The sequence below is a fragment of the Ekhidna sp. genome, assembly GCF_965212185.1.
GTDB lineage: Bacteria > Bacteroidota > Bacteroidia > Cytophagales > Cyclobacteriaceae > Ekhidna.
The window spans coordinates 1,038,206-1,060,280 of record NZ_OZ243102.1 but is presented as its reverse complement, the minus strand read 5'-3'; the positions used below and the strand labels follow the sequence as shown (position 1 = coordinate 1,060,280).

General features: G+C 38.8%; 11 protein-coding genes. 6 read left to right on the top strand and 5 right to left on the bottom strand.

Annotated elements, in window-relative coordinates; translation table 11 throughout:
* Nucleotides 1-7 precede the first annotated feature (7 nt).
* Nucleotides 8-2,440 (top strand): ABC transporter permease, encoded by a 2,433-nt coding sequence (locus tag ACOMC3_RS04615; protein ID WP_420318358.1) that lies wholly within the window; start codon nt 8-10, stop codon nt 2,438-2,440.
* Nucleotides 2,441-2,505: 65 nt separating this feature from the next.
* Here the strand turns inward: ACOMC3_RS04615 and ACOMC3_RS04610 are convergent, their stop codons facing one another.
* Nucleotides 2,506-4,527 carry an RICIN domain-containing protein gene (locus ACOMC3_RS04610; RefSeq protein ID WP_420318357.1) on the bottom strand — a complete coding sequence of 674 codons (2,022 nt, stop codon included), beginning with the start codon at nt 4,525-4,527 and terminating at the stop codon, nt 2,506-2,508.
* A 202-nt stretch (nt 4,528-4,729) separates the two neighbouring features.
* Between ACOMC3_RS04610 and dnaE the strand changes: the two genes are divergently transcribed.
* The 5 genes from dnaE to ACOMC3_RS04585 all read left to right on the top strand — a co-directional run bounded on the left by dnaE (nt 4,730) and on the right by ACOMC3_RS04585 (nt 11,929).
* The gene (dnaE, locus tag ACOMC3_RS04605) at nt 4,730-8,962 is read left to right on the top strand and encodes a DNA polymerase III subunit alpha (protein ID WP_420318356.1); all 4,233 of its coding nucleotides are present in this window, start codon (nt 4,730-4,732) and stop codon (nt 8,960-8,962) included.
* Between the two features lie 532 nt (nt 8,963-9,494).
* Complete coding sequence (gene trxA / locus ACOMC3_RS04600; RefSeq protein ID WP_420318355.1) at nt 9,495-9,818, top strand: thioredoxin; 324 nt, start codon at nt 9,495-9,497, stop codon at nt 9,816-9,818.
* Between the two features lie 69 nt (nt 9,819-9,887).
* Nucleotides 9,888-10,259, top strand: a complete 372-nt coding sequence (locus ACOMC3_RS04595; RefSeq protein WP_420318354.1) for a VOC family protein — start codon at nt 9,888-9,890, stop codon at nt 10,257-10,259.
* Nucleotides 10,249-10,953, top strand: coding sequence for a sulfotransferase family protein (locus ACOMC3_RS04590; protein ID WP_420318353.1), 705 nt, complete (start codon nt 10,249-10,251; stop codon nt 10,951-10,953). The genes ACOMC3_RS04595 and ACOMC3_RS04590 overlap by 11 nt, the downstream gene beginning before the upstream one ends.
* Nucleotides 10,954-11,029: 76 nt before the next feature.
* Nucleotides 11,030-11,929: an aminotransferase class IV gene (locus tag ACOMC3_RS04585; protein WP_420318352.1), complete on the top strand. Its 900-nt coding sequence runs from the start codon at nt 11,030-11,032 to the stop codon at nt 11,927-11,929.
* Nucleotides 11,930-11,993: 64 nt separating this feature from the next.
* Here ACOMC3_RS04585 and ACOMC3_RS04580 read toward each other — a convergent pair whose 3' ends face one another.
* From ACOMC3_RS04580 to ACOMC3_RS04565, 4 genes are all read right to left on the bottom strand, one after another.
* Nucleotides 11,994-12,404 (bottom strand): hypothetical protein, encoded by a 411-nt coding sequence (locus ACOMC3_RS04580; RefSeq protein ID WP_420318351.1) that lies wholly within the window; start codon nt 12,402-12,404, stop codon nt 11,994-11,996.
* A 56-nt stretch (nt 12,405-12,460) separates the two neighbouring features.
* Entirely contained in the window at nt 12,461-20,242 is a 7,782-nt protein-coding gene (locus ACOMC3_RS04575; protein WP_420318350.1) for a T9SS type A sorting domain-containing protein, read from the bottom strand.
* A 15-nt stretch (nt 20,243-20,257) separates the two neighbouring features.
* On the bottom strand, nt 20,258-20,977 hold the full coding sequence (locus tag ACOMC3_RS04570; RefSeq protein ID WP_420318349.1) for a hypothetical protein: 720 nt from the start codon (nt 20,975-20,977) through the stop codon (nt 20,258-20,260).
* A 307-nt stretch (nt 20,978-21,284) separates the two neighbouring features.
* The gene (locus ACOMC3_RS04565; protein WP_420318348.1) at nt 21,285-22,040 is read right to left on the bottom strand and encodes an MBL fold metallo-hydrolase; all 756 of its coding nucleotides are present in this window, start codon (nt 22,038-22,040) and stop codon (nt 21,285-21,287) included.
* Nucleotides 22,041-22,075: the final 35 nt, after the last annotated feature.

Genomic DNA, 22,075 nt, shown 5'->3' with positions numbered 1-22,075 from the left:
AAACATCATGCTCAAGAATTATTTAAATGTTGCCTTACGCAACCTATTCAAGCATAAGTTTTATTCACTCATCAACATCTTGGGCTTATCCATAGGGTTGACATGCTTTTTAATGATCTCGCTCTATGTGGTGGATGAATTAAGCTACGACACGTTTCATTCAGATATAGAGAAGACCTATAGAATGGATTTTAGCGGGATGATTAATGGGTCTGAATTCATAACGGCTTTATCATCTGCACCGGCTGCCAAAACAATGGTGGCCGAATATCCAGAAGTAACTGATGCTGTAAGGATTCGTGAAAGCGGAAACTGGTTGATAAAACGTAAGGATACTGAAAACAACTATTACCAAAATGAGGTAGCATTTGTTGATCCTAACTTTTTCACCTTTTTCGATTTCAAACTAATCAAAGGTGACGTTGAGGAATGTTTAAAAAGACCTAAGACACTGGTTTTAAGTGAAACTGAAGCTGAAAAGATTTTCGGTGAAGAAGATCCAATCGGTCAAATTGTGGTAATAGATAACGATGAAAATTGGGAGGTAACTGGTGTATTTGAAGATATGCCTTCAAACTCTCACATGAATTTTACCATGATGTTTACGATGGAAAGCAGAGAAGAGGCGCAATCTCAATTTTGGATGAGCTTCAACTTTGTAACATACCTTAAACTTCAAGATGGTTTTAACCCGGCAGTATTAGAGGCAAAGTTTCCAGCACTTATAGAAAAGTACATAGGTCCAGAAGTAGAGAAATACATTGGGGTTTCTTTGCAGGAGTTTTACGATGCAGGAAATGCTGCAGGCTTTAGCCTTTTTCCTGCAAAAGACATTCATCTTTACTCAGATAAAGACGGAGAAATCATGGCTAATGGAGACATCAAATACATATACGTCTTTACTGCTGTTGCGCTCTTCATTTTGATTCTTGCCTGCATCAATTTTATGAATCTTTCTACAGCCAGATCAGCTGGAAGGGCGAAAGAAGTTGGTGTCCGAAAAGTGATGGGTGCATATAGGCATCAACTAATTCGACAGTTTTTGTCTGAGGCATTTATCATCACATTCATTTCTATAGTGATAGCCTATGTGCTCTCTTTCTTATTACTCGGTCAATTCAATGAACTGGCAGCTAAAGAAATGAGAATTGATCAGCTATTCTCCACAGGCTTTATCGCTATCATTCTCTCAGTACTATTGCTTGTCGGGCTTTTGGCAGGCAGCTATCCGGCATTTTTTCTTTCGAAGTTTCGCCCCGTTGAGGTTTTAAAAGGAAAATTGAACCTGGGATTGAAAAGTGGTGGATTGAGAAGCATATTGGTCATTGTTCAATTTTGCGTAAGCATCATTATGATTATTGGGACTGCTATTGTGTTCCAGCAACTATCCTATATTCAAAACAAAAAACTTGGATTCTCAAAAGATCAAGTGGTGATGGTTCATGATCCCTGGATCATGGGAGACAAGGCATCTTCCTATAAAAATGAAGTACTACAGAGCTCACTAATCAAAAGTGGTACACTTTCCAGTTTCCTTCCCGTTGATACTCAGAGTAACAATAACCTCTGGTTTCCTGGAGCTACTCCGACGAAGGATGAGAGTTATGTGTTTTATCAGGCAAGAGTCGATCATGAGTACCTAGAGACATTGGGAATGGAAATGGTGGAAGGAAGATTCTTCTCAAAGGACTTTCCTAGTGATAGTATGGCCATTGTTGTTAATGAATCACTTGTCCGCCACATGGGTTGGGATACAGGACTTAATAAAAAGCTTTCAACGTATGGAGGTTCACAGGAGGATCCAACAGTGGAAGTTTATAATGTGGTGGGGATAATCAAAGACTTCCATTATACCTCTTTAAAAAATAACATTGAACCATTACTGTTTACCCTTGGGAATAGTCGTGGATATGTTTCTTTCAAAATTGATGGCGAAAATGTGCGAGAATCACTGGACTTCATAGAAGCAAAATGGGACGAGTTTGCTCCCGGGCAACCTTTCCAGTATAGCTTTCTTGATGATCGATTCACTGATTTGTATCAGTCTGAACAAAAGTTAGGACAGATTTTTAGCGTGTTTGCGTTCCTTGCCATTTTCATTGCCTGTTTAGGGTTATATGGTTTGGCTGCCTTCACTGCGGAACAACGAACAAAAGAAATTGGGGTGAGAAAAGTTCTCGGTGCATCTATAATGAGTATCATTACTTTACTCTCTAAGGAGTTTTTGAAGCTTGTTGCGATTGCCTTTATCATCGCGGCACCTCTATCCTACTACTTCATGAATCAGTGGCTTCAGGATTTTGAAAACAGAACGAATATGAATGTAATGATCTTCATATCGGCTGGAATTATCGCTCTGGTGATTGCATGGGTCACCATGAGCTTCCAGTCATGGAATGCCGCTCGGATCAATCCGGCAAGATCATTGAAAGATGAGTAATTTCACCTACTACTATACTGAAGCCTGCGCAGCAGCGCAGGCTTTTTTATTTATGCTAAATTGAACTAATTAACCTCCACCAGTTTGAATAGCTGACAATCTGCTCCTGCTACTTTATCATAAAGCTGCAGAACAGTACCATTATTATTCTCACAACCACTTAAATCAAAATTTCGCATACCCGTCCATTTTCCATTTACCTCCTTGCCAAATCGGCTTTGTATATAGAAATAGTTATCATCAAACTTCTCCAACCGGAACATTGTCGCCCAGTCATTAAAATGAGAATCTCCTGCTAAAATTCTTGTTCCATTAGTAACTCCATAGCCTGCTGGGATTAAATATTTATTACCATCTCTAACGATTAGGTAATACCACTCATTACCATTTTCATCAACCTCTGCCAGCTGGAATAGAAACTTCTGATTGAAACCTCCATGTTTTTCCCATAAATGAATTGCTGGACCGTAATATGAATCCTGCGTCATATCTAATACCTTGTTGCTCATTTTGGTTTCAATAAAAAAAGTTCGTCCTGATAGTGTTTTTGGTACCAAGCGAAACATTTGACAATCTGCACCAGGTACTTCTTCCCATTGTTGAATATTAGTCCCTTTGGCTCTTTGACATCCACTTACATCAATTACTTTACCACTATATTTTGATCTAATTAAATAGTATCCTCCACCCGCATCCTCAAAATAAAATTTCTGATTATCCATTTGGTGATTTTGCCATTGGCCAAGGTTTGCACCATTATCATTTGATGGTCCAAATACATCTAAACGAAGACCACTCCATTTGCTAATTATAAAATAAGATCCATCTCCATCTCCTGTTGACCTTAATTGAAAATGATGACTTCCATGACTCGGATTGTTCCACTGTATGATGCTTCCACCATTCACCTTAGAATCATTGTTTACCGCAAAATATAATCCACTATGCTTCGCTTGAATGGCGAATGTATGACCGTCATAATAATCAGCTACATCTGTAAAAGTGATAGTTGATCTTATATCCATTCCGGAATTATTCAAATTATTATCAATGATAGCTTTAACACTTATTGGCCTGTCTACAATAGCGGTTTTGCCCTTAGGGATATAAGCCACCTGATACGGTAATGGCACCATTTGCTTTGACCAGTTCCTTGCATCCACCCATAAACCATTGCCAGTTGCATTAACAAAAATATTCTCAGCCCCACCAACATCGTAAAGAGGATTCGCGGAAGGAATATTATTTTGAGCTTTACTCTCAGGAAAAAAGGATGATACTCTATTTAATTGATCGTTCCAGCCACTTACTGTTTCCATGTTTTCATACCCTTTAATCATCTTAAGAAGAGCTGCGTACCTTTTCTGAGCTTTCTGTCGTTCAGCCTTACTCTTAACTGCACCAAGCATACTATCAAATGCCTGATCTGCTAATGCTTCACAGTTTGGATCTGAAAAAATCAATTCTACAAGCTGTTGCTCTGTAATACTTAACTGAGACACATCAATCGAGTTTCTAAATTCATTTAGTAGATTGAAATAATAAGTAAATTCATCAATGAAGTCATCAGTGGTCGATACCGCGATAGCAGCTATAGGTTTACCTGGATCAGGTACCTTCGTTACTCTTGGGTCATCCATCATGCTATTCATTTTATCCATGAAAGCCATGTTACCCTGAATCGTTTCAGGAAGTCTACAAATAAATTGAAGAGTCGCTGTTTTAATACACCTCTTACATATTGCATTCGATGGCTTTGACAATCCAGAACTCCCTAGGTTTTTGACTTCAGATTCAACCGAGGATTCAACTGAACTATAAACATCTGCAGAAACCCTATTACAGTCATCTCCAATTGTATTCATACTTTTAGTAAAGTCAATTGTAAAATTTTCTACTTCATTCACAAACTGTTGAGTTGAAGCTTGGACTTGTTTATTGACCAGATTATAAGAGTCTTCAACTTCCTTTGTTGCAAGAGAAACATCTTTGACCGCTTGATCAAACCAGGCAGTAACACTGGCCCATTGAGAAAAAGATGAAAAGCTTAAGCACAATAAAAGCGAAATGACAAAGAATTTCTTCATGATTAAATGGTTGATTAGGTACCGAATAAAGATACAGCTATTTTGCACTTATGAATTTTGATTTTTTAAGTTACTTCAATGAGCGTATTTATTAAAGCGCTTCAAATCCACAACTTTTCCACAGAATAGATTCTTATTAAGTATTTATTCGTATTCATACACCGGGTTTGTGTTAATTTGAAATTGAATATAAGCCCCCTCTATGTACCTGATTTTTGACACTGAAACCACTGGTTTACCTCACAATAAAACAGCACCAGTTGAGCAACTTGATAATTGGCCCAGGCTGGTTCAAATTGCATGGCAGCTTCACGATCATAAGGGGAAATTACTTTCTACAGGTAATCACATAGTAAAGCCTGAGGGTTTTACAATTCCATTCAACGCGGAAAAGGTTCATGGTATTTCTACGAAAAGGGCTTTAGAGGTTGGAGAAAATCTTTCGGAAGTTCTCGATAAGTTCTCCGAAGATGTTCAACGTGCTGAAGTGCTTGTAGGACATAACATAGAATTTGACAATAAAATCATTGGTGCCGAGTATCTGAGAACAGAAAAGGAAAATCTGCTCGTCGATGCAAAAAATATTGATACTGCTGAGGACACTAAGGAGTTTTGTCAACTGCAAGGAGGTATTGGTGGACGTTTGAAGTCTCCGAAGCTCATCGAACTCTATGAAAAACTTTTTGGAGAACCCTTCGCTGATGCTCATGATGCAGCATATGATGTAGACGCAACAGCTAAAGCATTTTTTGAATGTCTGAAACGTTCCATCATACCAACGATAGATGACACCAATCCCAAAGAAATTACATATGAAGCTCCAGATTTAGATGCTGCAAACTTTGCCAACAAGCGTGAGAAGTCCTCAGGTAAAATTGGAACCGAGGAGGTAAAAGCAGAGGACATAAAGGGTGCTTTTTGTCACCTACATGGACATTCACAATTTTCAGTGCTTCAGGCCACTCCCGATGTTGGAGCAATTGTAGCAAAAGCCAAATCCTATGATATGCCTGCTGTCGCAATGACAGATCTCGGCAATATGTTTGGTGCATTTAAGTTTGTGAAAGCAGCCAAAGGGGCTGGCATCAAGCCTATTTTAGGATGTGAATTTTATGTTGCAGAGGAACGTCTCAAGTTGCAGTTTACAAAGGACAATCCTGATAAACGATTCAAACAAGTGCTTCTGGCTAAATCTAAGAAAGGCTATGAAAATCTTATCAAACTGAGTTCAATCGCCTATAAAGAGGGTAATTATGGACTTTTCCCGAGAATTGACAGAGCACTTATCGAAGAATACAAAGAAGATATCATTGCTTTAAGCGGCAGCCTCGGCGGTGAAATTCCGCATCTAATATTGAACGTAGGAGAAACACAAGCTGAAGAAGCAGTTCTGTATTGGAAAAACCTATTTGGAGATGACTTCTACCTGGAATTGAACCGGCATGGACTTGAAGAAGAAGATCGTCTCAACGAAATTTTAGCTGAGTTTGCTAAGAAGCATGACATCAAACTCATTGCAGCGAACGAATATTTCTACCTCGATAAAGAAGATGCAAAAGCACACGATGTATTGATTTGCATCAAAGAAAACGAAAAGCAGAGTACGCCTATTGGTCGTGGAAGAGGATTTAGACCTGGCTTGCCTAATGACAACTACTATTTTAAAACACAACAGGAAATGAAAGAAGCCTTTGGGGATGTCCCGGAGGCAATCGAAAACATTTCGGAGATAGTAGATAAAATAGAAGAGTATTCTCTAGAAAGGGAGGTTCTTCTACCTGCATTTGATATTCCTGATGAATTTATAGACCAGGAAGATGGAAAAGACGGAGGAAAACGTGGAGAAAACGCTTATCTAAGACATTTGACTTATGAGGGTGCAAAGCTAAGGTATGATGAGATCACTGATGAGATTAAGGAACGACTGGATTTTGAACTTGAAACAATTGCTAATACTGGATATCCAGGATACTTTCTCATTGTTCAGGATTTTACAGCGAAAGCCCGAGAGATGGGTGTTGCTGTTGGACCAGGGCGTGGTTCAGCGGCTGGTTCAGCGGTAGCCTATTGCATAGGGATTACAAACGTGGACCCGATTGCTTATGATCTCCTTTTTGAGCGTTTCCTAAACCCTGACAGGGTATCTCTACCTGATATTGATATTGATTTTGATAATGAAGGTCGAGAGAAAGTGATCAAATATGTCATTGATAAATACGGATTTGATCAGGTAGCTCAAATCATTACTTATGGTACTATGGCGCCAAAATCTGCCATTCGGGATGCAGGTCGAGTGATGGAACTTCCACTTCCTGAGACCGATGCGATCGCAAAGCTGGTGCCTGAGAGACCAGGAACAAAGTTCGCCAAGGTGTTTGAGGAAGTTAAAGAGTTGGAAGACCTAAAAAAAGGCAAAGATCTCCCCTCTCAAGTACTGAATCAGGCTGTAGTCCTGGAAGGATCGCTTAGAAACACTGGTATTCATGCATGTGGTGTGATCATCACCCCTGATGACATGAGCAATTTTGTACCGCTTGCAAAATCCAAGGACTCAGACCTTCTGGTTACACAATTCGACAACAGCGTTGTGGAATCTGCTGGCATGTTAAAGATGGACTTCTTAGGGTTAAGGACACTTTCCATCATTAAAACTGCGGTTGAGAATGTAGAGAAGCGGCACGGAATTAAAATAGATATTGATAAGATCCCACTGGATGATCAGAAGACTTATGAACTGTATCAGCGTGGAGAGACTAATGGCACGTTTCAGTTTGAGTCTCCCGGTATGCAAAAGCATCTTCGCGCATTAAAGCCCGATAAGTTTGAGGATCTGATAGCCATGAACGCCCTGTATCGTCCGGGTCCAATGGAGTACATTCCAAACTTTATTGCCAGAAAGCATGGCAAAGAAAAGATCACCTACGACATCCCAGAGATGGAAGAATACCTGGCAGAGACCTACGGTATCACCGTCTACCAAGAGCAGGTAATGCTTCTTTCTCAGTCACTTGCAGGTTTCACCAAAGGTGAAGCCGATGTTTTGAGGAAGGCAATGGGTAAGAAAAAGCGAGATGTACTTGATGAGATGAAACCTAAGTTCATCGAACAGGCAAAAGCAAAAGGACATCCAGAAGATAATCTTGAAAAAGTATGGACAGATTGGGAAGCATTTGCTGCTTATGCATTTAATAAATCACACAGTACATGTTATTCTGTTGTTGCGTATCACACCGGGTACCTGAAAGCCAATTACCCTGCAGAATACATGGCTTCAGTCCTCACTCATAATCAAAGCAGCATTGACAAAGTCAGCTTTTTTATGGAGGAGTGTAAAAATCGGGGCATCAAAGTACTGGGACCTCATGTAAATGAATCTCAAAAAGACTTTGCTGTAAATGCTGAGGGTGAAATTCGATTCGGTATGGGCGCCATTAAAGGAACTGGAGAATCCGCAGTAATGGCCATTATTGAGGAGCGAGATGAAAGTGGTCCATTTAGTGATGTGTTTGATTTTGCAAAAAGAGTAAATCTTCGAACTGTCAACAAAAAATCATTTGAAAGCCTGGCAAAAGCAGGAGGATTTGATTGCTTTGATGAATTTCATAGACGTCAATACGTTGAAGTCGACGAAGAAGGATCTTCGCTGATTGAGAAAGCCATTCGATACGCAAACCGAATGCAAGAAGAAGAGGCCAGCAATCAATCTTCTTTATTTGGTGGAGCTTCGGGCACTGACATTGCCAAACCCAAGGTTGGAAGGATAGAACCATACGGTGACATAGAGAAATTAAATATTGAAAAAGAGATGGTTGGACTGTATATCTCAGGTCATCCGCTAAATCAGTTCAAATTCGAAATGAACCATCTAACCAACGCCGGTATTCATCAACTGACTGAACCCGAAAAGCTTCAGGGAAGGGAAATTAGAATAGGAGGAGTGGTAAGTGATGTCCAGCACCGTACTTCAAAAAAAGGAAATCCATTTGGTCAATTTACTTTAGAAGATTTCAATGATAACTATACATTCTATCTCTTCTCACAAGATTATCTGAAATTCAAGCCAATGCTTGAAAAAGGATGGTTTTTATACCTGACGGGTAATATTCAAAATCGATGGAATAGCGAAGAATTAGAATTCAAGATTCAAAACATCGAGCACCTCAGTGAGATCAGGGATAAGATGACCAAAGGGCTGGAGCTTAAAATGAGGCTTGAGGATGTAAATGCAGTGATTGTGGATGAAGTGGAGCGGATTGCAGAACAATATCCTGGTAAATCTTTACTTAAAATGTCACTGGTAGGTGTTTATGAAAATAGGGCAATAAATCTCGAGATGCTAAGTCGGAAGTTTACTATTGATCCGACTGATGAGCTTATTAAAGAGCTTGAAGGGATCGAGGAGTTGAGGTACCGAGTGCTTCTGCAAAAAAACTAAAAACTTTTAACCACAGAGAGAACTAAGAAAACCTCGGAGAGGACTGAGATAGTTATAAAAAAAATAATACTGTGCAGTCCTCTAATTTCTCTGCGACTATCCTCTAGCTAAGGTATTGCGCTACTTCAGAAAAATTAATCTTTAACCACTAGGACACGGAGAAGTCAAGGAGATCTTAGAGTTAGATTAGATCCAAACCACACTGCATTCTCTGCGTTTATCTTTGTTTTCTTTGTGGTTAAGTTAGAGCATTGAGGAGTTGAGGTATCGAGTGTTACATCAGTAAAACTAAACTTCTTTTAACCACAGAGGACACGGAGAATTCCACAAAGAGCACAGAGGTAGTCCACAAAAAAAATATCCTACATACTCCTCAGGTTTCTCTGTGATTGATCTCAGTTATCTCGGCGGTTAAGAGCTAAACTAAATGTCAAGTTGGCAACAAACTCTCCTTTTATCAAAAGAGAATAAACTATTCAATTTACTTTTGTGTTGGAAACACAAATAGACAAAATATCAACATAATAATACGATGGCAAAAGCAGTAGAAATTACAGATAACAACTTTGAAGAAATTTTAAATTCAGATCAACCAGTCTTGGTTGACTTCTGGGCAGAGTGGTGTGGTCCTTGTAAAATGATTGGTCCAGTAGTAGAAGAACTTGCTGGCGATTTCGAAGGAAAAGCTGTAGTAGGAAAAGTAGATGTAGATGCAAATCCTGAAGTATCTGCTAAATTCGGTATCAGATCTATCCCTACCCTTCTGGTTTTCAAAAACGGTGAGGTTGTAGACAAACAAATTGGAGCTGTACCTAAAAATGTACTTAGCGATAAGCTTACTGCACAAATGGCTTAAGCCAAATAGAAAATCATAAATAGCCCTATTCGACAATTTCGAATAGGGTTTTTTTATGATATTTAGAGGATGAAACTTTTCTCACACTCCTCAATCATCCTGCCTGTACCCAATGTGAAAGAAGCTTCTGAATATTATCGTGATGTTTTGGGTTTCTCCATTTCATTTCTGTGGCAAGACCCTCCTACTTATGGAGTAGTAAATCGAGAGGATTCCGTAGGATTGCATTTTTCCGAAAGCTCGGCTCCACTATATACCGATCATGCGAAACTCTACATATTCGTAAATAATCCGGATACCGTATTTGAAGAGTATGAAAAATCTGGTGCAACAATTATAGAACCCATAAATGATAGTGACTATAAAATGAGAGAGTTTGTCATTGAAGATCTGAATGGATACAAAATCGTCATTGGAAAAGGTATTCAATATGATCATTAACCTTATCTCCGGTCCCAGAAATATTTCAACCGCTCTGATGTATTCGTTTGCTCAGCATTCAAAAATAAAAGTAGTAGACGAGCCTTTCTATGCTCACTATTTGATTAAAACCAGACTCGATCATCCTGGACGCGAGGAAACATTATTAAGTATGTCATCCGATCAAAAAGTCGTGATCAATCAGATCAAAGATCTTGAAGGTAAACACGGTATCGTGTTTCTCAAAAATATGGCGCATCATCATGAAGGTTTAGGTTGGAATTATTTACTCCCTATGAAAAATGTCTTACTCATTCGAGACCCCAAGCAATTAATTGCATCTTTCGCGCAGGTAATTCCAGAGCCAACATTACAAGATATTGGGTTAAAGTATGAAGCCGACATTCTTGATTATTTGATTGAAAACGGTCTAGAACCAGCAGTTATTGATTCTAATGACATCTTAGCAAATCCAAAAAGAGGCTTGAGTCAACTTTGCGCAGCTATAGGTATTGAATTTGAAGAAGGAATGCTTTCATGGAGTAGGGGTCCTATTCCTGAGGACGGAGTTTGGGCTAAGTATTGGTATAAAAATGTGCATAGATCTTCCGGTTTCGCAAAACAGAAAACGAGTGAAAGACCTTTACCTAATCATTGTAAAACACTATATGAAGAGGCATTACCATTTTATACTAAGCTGAAAGCTTGTACTTAAGGTTCCTTCCCTCTTTTCGTTTATTATGCTTTCACAAGGAATTGTTTCCTTAAATTAACGTCAAACTAGAAGATCGATGCAACAGCAATTCAATTCAAAAAATAAGAACATCAAAATTTGGGTAGGTGATAAACTTTATCCTCGAGACGAAGCTAAAGTCTCTGTTTTTGATTCCTCGGTTCAAGGAGGTGACGCAGTTTGGGAAGGTTTAAGATTATACAAAGAAGGCATACTCCATTTAGAACTGCACCTTGACAGACTTTATGATTCAGCAAAAGCTTTGGCCTTTGATGATGTGCCTTCTAGAAAATTCGTAAAAGAGGCGATCAAAAAAACCATTGATGCAAATAAAATGGATGAGGATGTTCATATTCGGCTGACACTTACAAGAGGTGAGAAAGTAACATCTGGCATGGATCCTCGCTTAAATCAAAAAGGAAGCTGTCTGATTGTATTGGCAGAATGGAAACCCCTGGTATATGACAATGAATCAGGTATAAGAGTGATCACCTCAACACAAAGAAGAAACGGGCCTCAATTTCTAGATTCAAAGATTCATCATACCAACTTGCTTAATAATATTCTAGCCAAAGTCCAGGCGAACTTTGCAGGTGTTGATGCGGCAATAATGCTAGATGATAGAGGATTTATTGCAGAGTTAAATGATACCAATTTATTCCTGGTAAAAGATGGCATCCTTTATACACCTTATGCCAATGCATGTTTACCAGGTATCACACGAAATTTTGTTATTGAATTAGCACTTAATCACGGCATTCCTTGCCATGAACGAGACCTCAGTTTGGTAGAATTTTATAATGCTGATGAAGTTTTCGCGACTGGAACGATGGGCGAGTTGACACCTGTTGTAGAAATTGATGGAAGAAAAATTGAAAACTTAATCGGCTCAGATGTCAGAAACCAACTTTCCATTTTTATGTTCGAACATCTGGTAGAAAGGTGTGAGAAACTTTAAGACTAAGACATAAAAAAAGCGAATTCATAAGAATTCGCTTTTTTCTATTTAGAAATCTCAGATACTAATACGTATCATTATCATTTCTATTTAAGAGATATCTAATTTCCAAGTCTCCTGCATTGGATCCAGTAATATTCTGAACCAATTGCATTTTAGAATAAGACTGGAAAACAATTGCAAAATTGAAGACCGTACCATCTGAAGCATTCATTGTAAGTTGTGCATCAGTGGCTGTCCAAGTACCTGCAAAGAAAATTCCGTTGATATCTTCTAAAACAAATGATCCATCACGTTCAATTATAAATCGTTCAAATAAATCTACTGAACCTTGTGTTTGACCATTAACGTAAACTTCTCGAACATCCCAATCTCCAGGCATCATCTGAGTTGGTGTTGGAGCGGATGTTTGTGAGCAAGAGTATGATAGTAACACTACTCCCGCTATCATTAAAATATTATGTAATTTTTTCATTTTATTGATGTTTTAAGGGAAGTAGTAGGGATTGCTCCCTACTACTCTACTCTTTTTTATTGTTTAACAATTCTAAAGCTCTGAACTTTACTACCCTTTCTTATAATCAAGGTATAAATACCTTTTTCAATAGATCGGATATCTACAGTCATCGAATCTTCTTCTTCAGTCTTATTGAATTCTTCTGAAAGCATTACCTGACCTGAAAGGTTAGCTACTTTCACATCATAAGAACCAAGGTCACCACCTTTCATATCCACATTGATGAAATCAGATGATGGATTCGGGTAGGTAGAAGCTTCAAGTTCGCCAAAGAACGTCTGAATTCTTGCTCCTTCAACTGCAATAGTATTTGTTGTGATTACACATTCGCCGTTATTGAATGTGACTTCAGCACTATACTCTGCTGCATCAGTTACGAAAATCTGGCTATCTCCGCTTCTTTGCTGCAACCTAACGCCATTTCTAAACCATTCTATATCCGTCCAGAAAATGCCGCCTGATGCTTCAGCTCTTATAGTATTACCATCAAGTTCCAGTTCAACATTGTAAAGTGATACAGTAAAGAAATTACCTGAAGATGCTTCCAATTCAGGACAACCTTCGCCATCTGAATAGCTTACTAACACATAGAAGCTAGTCTGCTCTGTTATATCAAGATCAACAAATATCGAATTACCAGGTGAACCGATAAATGGTGCACCAACCGCTGTATTTGTAACTTGATCGTAAATTTGATATGACCATTGATCATCAGATCCCGTAATCTCAATACTCGCTGTACCAGGACCACACAATGTTCCTTGTGGATCAAAATTCACATCATCTCCTGCAATTTGACGAACATTAACTTCTATGGTATTAGACTCTCCACTGAAGCATGCTGTGCCAGCTGCTTGGTTCGAAACCTCTACGGTGTACTCACCTGCATCAGTAACAGTTAGCGTATTGCTAGCATTACCAAAACCATCTGAGTTATTTCCAATCACAGAACCAAAGTTTCTCCATCTGTACTGTGCAAAACCTGCAGGTGCAGTCAATGTTACAGAACCACCACCTTCACAGAAGGCCAATGCATCAGTAGTTGATATTACAACTGGATCAGGAATGTCTGAGATATTCAGTGTAAATGATACCGAAGAAGCTGTACAGGCTGTGCCCAATGGTACATTGTGATTGATCCAATTAAAGCTATATACTCCAGATCCCAATGGTGCTAAATCATAATTATTAGATGTCGTGAATCCTTCGCTCACTCCATCTTTGATTATTTCAATTGTTCCATTGTTTGCTGTCTGGGTGTTGTTAAATCCATCGTAGAAATAGACTACAAAGCTATCACCACATCCTTCAAACACATCACCATCAACAATTGCCGATGCATCTGATTGCAAGTTGCCTGTAGTTCCAATTAAGAATTCTGACAGATTGTAACGCTCTAAATATACCGGATCAGAAGTGCTACTCTCACAACCAGAAGTGGTACCATTAAAAGGAAAGTTGGATACATCTATAGTGTAAGTACCTTGATCTTCAGCTTCGATTACTCGAGTCGTGAAGGTTTGAGGTGAACCAGAAGTTGGTGTAAATGACCATTGATAGAATGCAAACCCAGTCGGTCCTTCCATTACAACCGGATCATCTCCTTCACAACCGGTAAGGTTACCGCTAGTAACTGTTATTACAGGCTTATCAGGAGATACCACAATATTAACGCTGATAGCTTCAGTTAAATACTGACACTCACCGTCCGTAATTCTGGCAAAATAATCGCCGGACTTATTATTGATATCATCCTCATCAATAGAATTGCCTGTAGCAATTGGTGTGTTGATATCATCTCTGAACCATTCCACCAAAGTTGCAGTAAATCCGCCAGCATCAGCTTCATCAGCATCTCTCGCTACTTCTAAATCGATCGACGCGCCTTCACAAAGATCAACTGTTTGACCAGTTGAAACAACCTCGTACAGATCTAAATTATCATTATAAAGGAATGATAGTCCATTTTCAACTAATTCTACTTCCAGTTCGAATGTAGAAGTAAGTGTTCTACATGCAGTACCAGAAGAAGTATTGGAAGTGATTTGCAATCCAAGCACCACATCTGCTGTAATCGGACCTAAATCGACTTCTGTATCTCCCATTTCAGGATCATAGGTTAATGTACCAAGTACACTATCATCAGAAGTATCGATGATCTCATAGGTAAAGTAATTCTGAACATCATCAACATTTACGATCAGGCTCTCACCCTCACATGCTTTATCTCCAGAAGAAACAGAAATTTCAGCATCTAAGTCAATTTTGGCAACTACTTCAACACTGTTCTCACTCAATGGCTGACCAGAATCATCATAATCCTCATCGATATCCATGTACGTATCATCATCATAATTCAATCTGAATCTGAAGTTCTTGTTGTTATCACCGGTACCGAAAACAGTACTTGGTAGCGTAAATCCATCAAGTGTTCCTGTTCCAGAAACAATACCATCAAATTCTTGAGTTAATGTACCATCTGCTGCTCCATTAATCTGATCATAAGAAACAGTTACAATGTTGTCTGCTCCAAATGACCCTCTTACCTCGTAACCCAGAACGATTTCATCTACCAAACACGATTGTTCAGCTCCAATAGAGGTTACGAGCAATGCTTGATTTGCAACCATTCTTGAATCTGATTGATAGTCGAACGGCAACACTTCTGCTGGGTAGAAAGAGAAATTTCTGATTGATACAAAAATGTTATTTCGTTCTTCCTGACGGAATCGGAATTTCACATTGTCGATATCTACATCCATGAAGTCAGTCAAGGTATAAATAAACAATTCATCATCTAATGTATTGTCTTCTTCATCAACTTCCGGGAATGTTTCAAGTTCAGAATAAGTAGCTCCACCATCCGTTGAGTATTCAAAGATCAAAAATTGATTAGATGCGATCTCTTCTGCAAGTTTTTCGAATGTAAGATTAAATTCTAACCGCGCAGACGATGAAAGCTCACCTGCTTCAACTTCTCTTGATGTTATTAGTCCTCTACCAAAATCATTTTCGAAAATCATTACGCCATCATCAACTGAAAGCTCAGAATCGTCTACAGTAACATCTCTCCAGTAAACATTGGAAACATTAACAAAAGCCCCCGGTTGAGTTGCTCCCTCAATAATCCATCGGATCTGAATTTGATCATTTCCAGAGAAATCTCGCAATGCTGCATCAACAGTCCATCCGGTTGAGAATGAATTAATACCACTATAAGTGGCAATTGTAGACCAACCACCACCATTGATATTCTGTTGCAGTCTTACTACGCCATCTTTAGTATCATAATCCCATGTAAAGAAAATCGCTTCATTGGAATTATATCCAAGTTCTGATTCAGTGTAAACTCTCGTGCTTATTTCTAGAGGCAATAATTCATCACTTACAAAGCTGTCGTCCTCTAATTCAAGACTCAATAACTCCTCACTTCCAATAATGTCACCAGGTTCTCCAAGTACAGCATTCTCAGTTAATCTTACTTCAAAATTGAAAGATTGACCTCTTAAGTATGGAGGAAGATCTACGGTCATGTCAGCAATACCTTGCTGATTCGCCAATACTAAGTCTCCATCTGTGCTATAGCCAACTACTAAGAGTGTTGCAAAAAGATCTGTAGTATTATCTGACTCAGAGTTTTCCAGTTCAATAGCGAATGTTGCCTGGCTTCCTGCATATAACACGTCATTTTCATCAAATGTTAAGGTAGTTCGAAGAACTCTCAAGAAAACCTCAATCGTACCTAAATCCTCGGCAGTGGTCTCACTTCCGAAATAGTAGTAAGGTTCCTCCGCTCCATCTTTTTCTGAAACGAGTGACACAGTATATGTTCCATTTTCTACAAAGAATGGAATAGAAGCTGTGAAATCACCTGGTGCAGTGGCAGTTCCAAGAACAATCGCATCCCCGTTAGAAGGATCTACTACAAAATCACCCATATCATCTTTCAGATAATACGTGAAAGTTGCTGCAGCTGGAAATTCATCGCTTGTTTCAAATACCGGAGCAAATGATAATTGAACATCTTCTCCATTGAAAACAGCAGCTGATGGATCTACTTGACCGAATGAGTATTGACCACCTGCTATATTAGGATGACTAACAGATATCGCTTGATCATCATTTACGATCTTGTAATCCGAATCAATTTCGTTTCCATTTACTAATTCAACGGAAATTCCATTAACTGTCCAGGTATCTGTTCCAGCTCCTAAATTCAGATTTTGTACCCATCTAAAATGGGTAGCAGCTGTTACTGCTGCTGTAGGTATTTCCACCGCATACGTGTTGGTCCCTACAATATATCCGCCTTCAAGTCCACTTTCTTCTACTTCAATGTTTACAAAAGTTGCACCAGCATCTATTGAATATTGGAGTACGGGAATTGTTGATAGCTGATCATCCTCATCAATTGTGGAAGTATAATTGAAATTCAAGATCACCGATTGTGCTCCTGATAAATCAAAGGCATCCGTTAAAAGATCCCTGTTTCCAGCAAGATCAAATGTATAATTGCCACTATCGTCATCTGTTCCTTCAATGACAAGGAATTGATCGTCTTCATTGACAGTAATGGTTTCATTAGGAAGGAAATCTGCTCCACCAGTCGCATCATACGCAACAACTGTCATTGTGGAATACAAAGTGAATATAGCATCCGTTCCATCAAATTCGTAAGCCATATCTGGCACGTTGAATGTAAATGAACCAGAACCCTCATCTGTACTGGTTGCCAAAACAGTAAAGAAATCTTCACCTGAGTTAGCATCACCAGTCGTTCCTGGATCACCATCGCCATCAAGGTTACCTTCAAAAAGAAGTGCAAAACCTGTATTCGCAGGGAAAGGACCTTCAGTTGTGTATTCTACCGTTACTTCTTCTCCTACAACAAAACTTGTTTCACTTAGTACCTCAAGCGAAACAGTGTATCTTCTTAGTTGACCACTGATATCAAACTCATCAGAGTTAGCAGATACAGATTCATTCGCTACAACATATAAATAATCCAGTTCGATCTCATTCTCAAATTCACCAGCTGAACCAGCTTCATTGTAAATGACCCGGAATCTTACCTCATCACCCCAAGAACTCTCTGGAACATATAAGAAAAATTCACTATCAAATGTACCAGTACCTGTATACTCTAAAGTTTCTAAAGTTTCCCAGGTTGTACCATCATTTGATACTTGAATAAGTACATCCTGATCAAAATCGTGGCTTATACCATCAAGTTGTACATAAAAACCACCACCAAATGGCATTTCAAATGGAATGGTTGTAGCAGATCTTTCGCCAGAACCAATAAACGCATCGATATCTGTAGGATCATTGCCTTCAATTAACTCCTCGTCAATTGCGTTAAAAATGTATCCAAAACCTGGCGATGTGCTAACGAAATAGGCAACATTATCACCATTCAAATCCTGAAGGAATACGGATGAAGAATTTGCAAGAGAACCATTTCCAATTCGAATTCTTACTTTAGCATTGGAAGGATCATCAAAGTTAATTCCGGTAGGTAACGTTCCAGTAATAGTGCCATCAATATCTGCACCAGTTGCTGAAGTTAAAACCACCCACTCATCATCGTCAGTCGTGGAGTTATCACCCTGATCCCAAACTTCGAAGAAAAGCTCTGCGCCAGTTCCGACAGAACCAGTGATCTCATAAGTTGCTGTGATGTTATCACCTGGATAGAATACATCTGTAGCTCCATCAAAAATTCCATTGTCAGAAGACACTCCAGTGATTTCTAATTCAGTATTAAATATTGGAATAGTAACAGAATTTGATTCAGGATTCGTTTCCAATTTCACTGAATAATCTCCTCCGATAATCGGTGGAATTGTTACTGTAATCGTATGATCCTGATCATCACCAGGAGTAATTAAGCTTGATGTTCCTATCGCATAATCGAAGGTTCCACCTTCCAACATTGCTGTGAAAGTCGTTCCTGCAGGGAATTCACCAAGAGTTATATTATAAGTTAGATCTACTTCATCTCCAGGATAAATAAACTCAGCTGGTACATCTACAGGATCTAAAACAATCACAGGTGGATTAATTGTAACACCTACTACTGATCCATATGAGATGGTGCTGTTATCTTCAAGGAGTGAGCCTTCAGTAGATAAACTTAATTGACCAATCCCCCATGTATCTAGATTCAATCCGCTATTGCTAAGCTGACGAACTCTAAATTGAGTGGTGGTTGAAATTAGTCCAGTTTCTGAAGAGATGTCATACGTAAATGGATCAAATCCTCCGTCAATTGTATCATTCAAGCTAATTGCCGCTGCTGTTCTACCATCCGCAATTAGTTCCGTAAAGTCTGTACCATTCGTGGTGTATTCTAAAACTACTTCAGTACCACTAGGATAAAGTTGAGCTAAATTTTTATTTAAATCTAGTGTAATTGAAGCTCCAGTAACTGTTTGAACATCTAATTCATCGGATAGATAGAAACGATCATCATCGGCATTGAAATTAGTCACATTGGTACCACCAACTACTGTTCCGGCGGCCAATAGATTTTCAGAGTTTCCTACTGTTGCTGTCGCACCAGTAAACGCTTCAACTGAAACGTCCCAATCGTCATAAGATGTATTGTCAGAATAATCTATGTCAGTTGGGATGACTCCATCTATTTCAAAGTCATATACAAATTCACTTGGGTTGTTTTCAGTCTCACCAAATGTCATGTCAGTATTAACAACCGAGAATGTTTGACCTGTTGTTGTATTTCTAAAGATGGCTACATAACTAAAGTCTGACACCTGATCTTCGTATCCGGTGAATGTAGCATCAATCTCAAATCCGCCACCACCGTAGTAGTTTTGATTTCCCGTGGTATCTGTTAAAGTAATTCCTGTGAAAGGTCTAATTATAGAATAATTGACAACAAATTCGTCATGAATTGCGTCTTGATTTCCAACAACGACCTGAAAGTTATCAGGATCAATGTACCATGCCGCTTCCCCTTCTGTATAATCACTTCGTTGAGCACTAGCAGAGGTTGGACCTTGTCTGAATCTAAATCTTGTATTTGGATCCTTTGCCATATTAGGCAATTCGTAAGAAACACTTATTAATCTATTGGATGTTTCTCCCGGATCATCGTATCCATTATTTAGAGAATCGATTAATGTAATCCAAGTCGATCCATCTAATGAATATTCCAGAACAACTGAGTCATCTGAATTTTCAGGAATATCAGTAAGGTAGAAATCAAAGTTAAGGCTTGCTGTAACTGAATTATCTACATCTAATTCTGGGATAACTCCAGTTTCTAAACCCCTGAATCCTACGTTATCAAATGCATAGTAATCATCTGTCGCAAACGGGAATGTAAGGCTACCATAAGCCACACCATTGGTCCTTGTTTCAGCATCATTTGAAGGGACTCCAGTGATCGTTACATCCGTAATATCTGTTGTTTCATTAGTGCCAAAACCAGTGATAGCTGCTACTCGATAGTTGGCAGCAGTAAGGCCTGACTCATCCCAAACATAAGTTAAGGTTGTATCACCAATCGAGCTACTTGTATCAAGTATATCGTCTCCATCTGTGTATGTCGTACTGAAATCATTATCTCGATAAAGATAATAACGTGTATCTGTGGAGAAAAAGGTAGCTGAGGTATCGATCAAGACCGTATCCCTTTCACCTAAATAAGTAGAATTAAACGTTTGTGCAACGGTAAAATCCTGTGCATTCGCACTAAAAACAAAAAGACCAGCCATAAAGACCAGCATCAATGCTCTTAGGTATAAAATATTGTTATATAATTTTTTCATTATTCTAGACGTTAGTTAAAGAAGTTTGAATCCAATTCTGAATGAGTTGCTGGTTTTTACACCAGATTCGAAGAATTTGATACCGCTTTGATAAAGGGTACCATCAATCTCCACATCAGAACTTTTACCGGTTACGAAATAGAACCCTATTTCCGCTCCCATGTAAAATCTGGATGAGAAATGATAATCGGCTCCTACGGCTCCCATAGCACCAATACCAAAAAATCCTCTGTTGTCAAAACTGAAGGATCTATTTGGTTGTGTTATTATAGAAGACACGTCAGATGAACCAGGAAGAGCTCCTGATATATCAGAGTCCGTTTCACTTAGTTGCTCCACAGATCGTCCCGAGATAACAATATCCAGTGCTGCGTATGAAGTGAATCCATTTTCATTTATGAAATGGTATTCTACACCGGGTGTAAACATGAATTGGGAAATTGTCTGTGTAACGTCTGGTGTTGACATTCCATCTCTGTTATCGTCAATGGAAAACCAAATACCCAAACGTGGTACCAAAGTCTCAGTCAGGAAATATCTTGCCCTGAACTGTCCAAAATTTAGCAAGGTAGTACTACTGCTCGAAGAGAAGTTATTTACGTCCCGGCCAAAAGGTGAAGAGGTGATTTCTATTAATAATTCCCCTGACGTAGGACTTGTCCCGCCGGAATCGTCCTGCGCGTATACTGCGCTAGTCAAGAAAATCATTAGAGAAACCAGAAGTAGTTTCTGCATAATGATTGTTTTATGGTTTAGTAAACAAATTAAAAGGCTATAGCAATCTAAAGAGACTTTTAAAAGATTGCAAGGAGACTATCGGTCAATACGATTTATTGAAGTACGCGTAATTATGGCTTAATAACCCCATAATATTTTGCAACCGTATGAATTATAGTCATTTACCGCAATCGATTGCAGTCATAAAGAGACAATGCGAATCGATAAACAGGCTAGATTCTTAGACGAATAAAATCGTTGAGAAAGCAATAAAAAATGAATCACTCGTTTTTATAAGTTTCTCCACCTGAAAAAAATATTGAGATTAGTCAACATACCAATTCTTGAGACGAACTTCTGTTGAAACACTAGCTTCTAAGATTAAATCTTTAAAGGCTTCAACATCGCTTAATCCATCTTTGCCTCGATAATGGTATGGGTAAACTACAGAAGGTTGAAATTCAATCACTGCGCTAGCCGCCTGATCGACCGTCATTGTGTATGGTAGGTTCATACAAACAAAGGCTACATCTATATTTCTTAGATTTCGCATTTCAGGTATATCTTCAGTATCACCCGAAACATAAATTCTCTTTCCTCCTATTTTTAAAACATAGCCATTTCCCCTACCCTTTGGGTGTCTTGACTCGGGAGATTCCGGCAGGTTATACATTGGTATTGCCAAAATTTCAATGTCTTCAAATACAATAGTTTGTCCATTGTCGATTGATGTAGTCTTTGATTGGAGGTCTTTTGGAAGCTTCTCCTTAACAGCTGCTGGTCCAATTAAAGTTGTGTTAGATGTATTCAAGGCATCTAGTGTTTTTTGGTTTAAATGATCCCCATGGATATCTGTGATGATTATTAATGTCGGATCTTTCAGTCCGCTGTACCTCTCTACTCCTCCATAAGGATCGATGTATATGGTTTGATCTTTCCAGGAAAGCACCAACGACCCATGGACAATTGGCTGAATGGTGACTACTCCATCATTCGTTTGAAATTGATCAGCATTGTCTCTCCGTTGACCAAATAATAACGTGGTTAATAAGAAGGTAAATAGCGATAAAATAATCTTCATACTAGTAATTCTTTTCAAGGTCAACTTCCTGAACT

Bases quoted from the DNA above. Each gene is read 5' to 3' on its own strand.
- ACOMC3_RS04615 (WP_420318358.1), top strand. From the start codon at position 8: ATGCTCAAGAATTATTTAAATGTTGCCTTACGCAACCTATTCAAGCAT.
- ACOMC3_RS04610 (WP_420318357.1), bottom strand. From the start codon at position 4,527: ATGAAGAAATTCTTTGTCATTTCGCTTTTATTGTGCTTAAGCTTTTCA.
- dnaE (WP_420318356.1), top strand. From the start codon at position 4,730: ATGTACCTGATTTTTGACACTGAAACCACTGGTTTACCTCACAATAAA.
- trxA (WP_420318355.1), top strand. From the start codon at position 9,495: ATGGCAAAAGCAGTAGAAATTACAGATAACAACTTTGAAGAAATTTTA.
- ACOMC3_RS04595 (WP_420318354.1), top strand. From the start codon at position 9,888: ATGAAACTTTTCTCACACTCCTCAATCATCCTGCCTGTACCCAATGTG.
- ACOMC3_RS04590 (WP_420318353.1), top strand. From the start codon at position 10,249: ATGATCATTAACCTTATCTCCGGTCCCAGAAATATTTCAACCGCTCTG.
- ACOMC3_RS04585 (WP_420318352.1), top strand. From the start codon at position 11,030: ATGCAACAGCAATTCAATTCAAAAAATAAGAACATCAAAATTTGGGTA.
- ACOMC3_RS04580 (WP_420318351.1), bottom strand. From the start codon at position 12,404: ATGAAAAAATTACATAATATTTTAATGATAGCGGGAGTAGTGTTACTA.
- ACOMC3_RS04575 (WP_420318350.1), bottom strand. From the start codon at position 20,242: ATGAAAAAATTATATAACAATATTTTATACCTAAGAGCATTGATGCTG.
- ACOMC3_RS04570 (WP_420318349.1), bottom strand. From the start codon at position 20,977: ATGCAGAAACTACTTCTGGTTTCTCTAATGATTTTCTTGACTAGCGCA.
- ACOMC3_RS04565 (WP_420318348.1), bottom strand. From the start codon at position 22,040: ATGAAGATTATTTTATCGCTATTTACCTTCTTATTAACCACGTTATTA.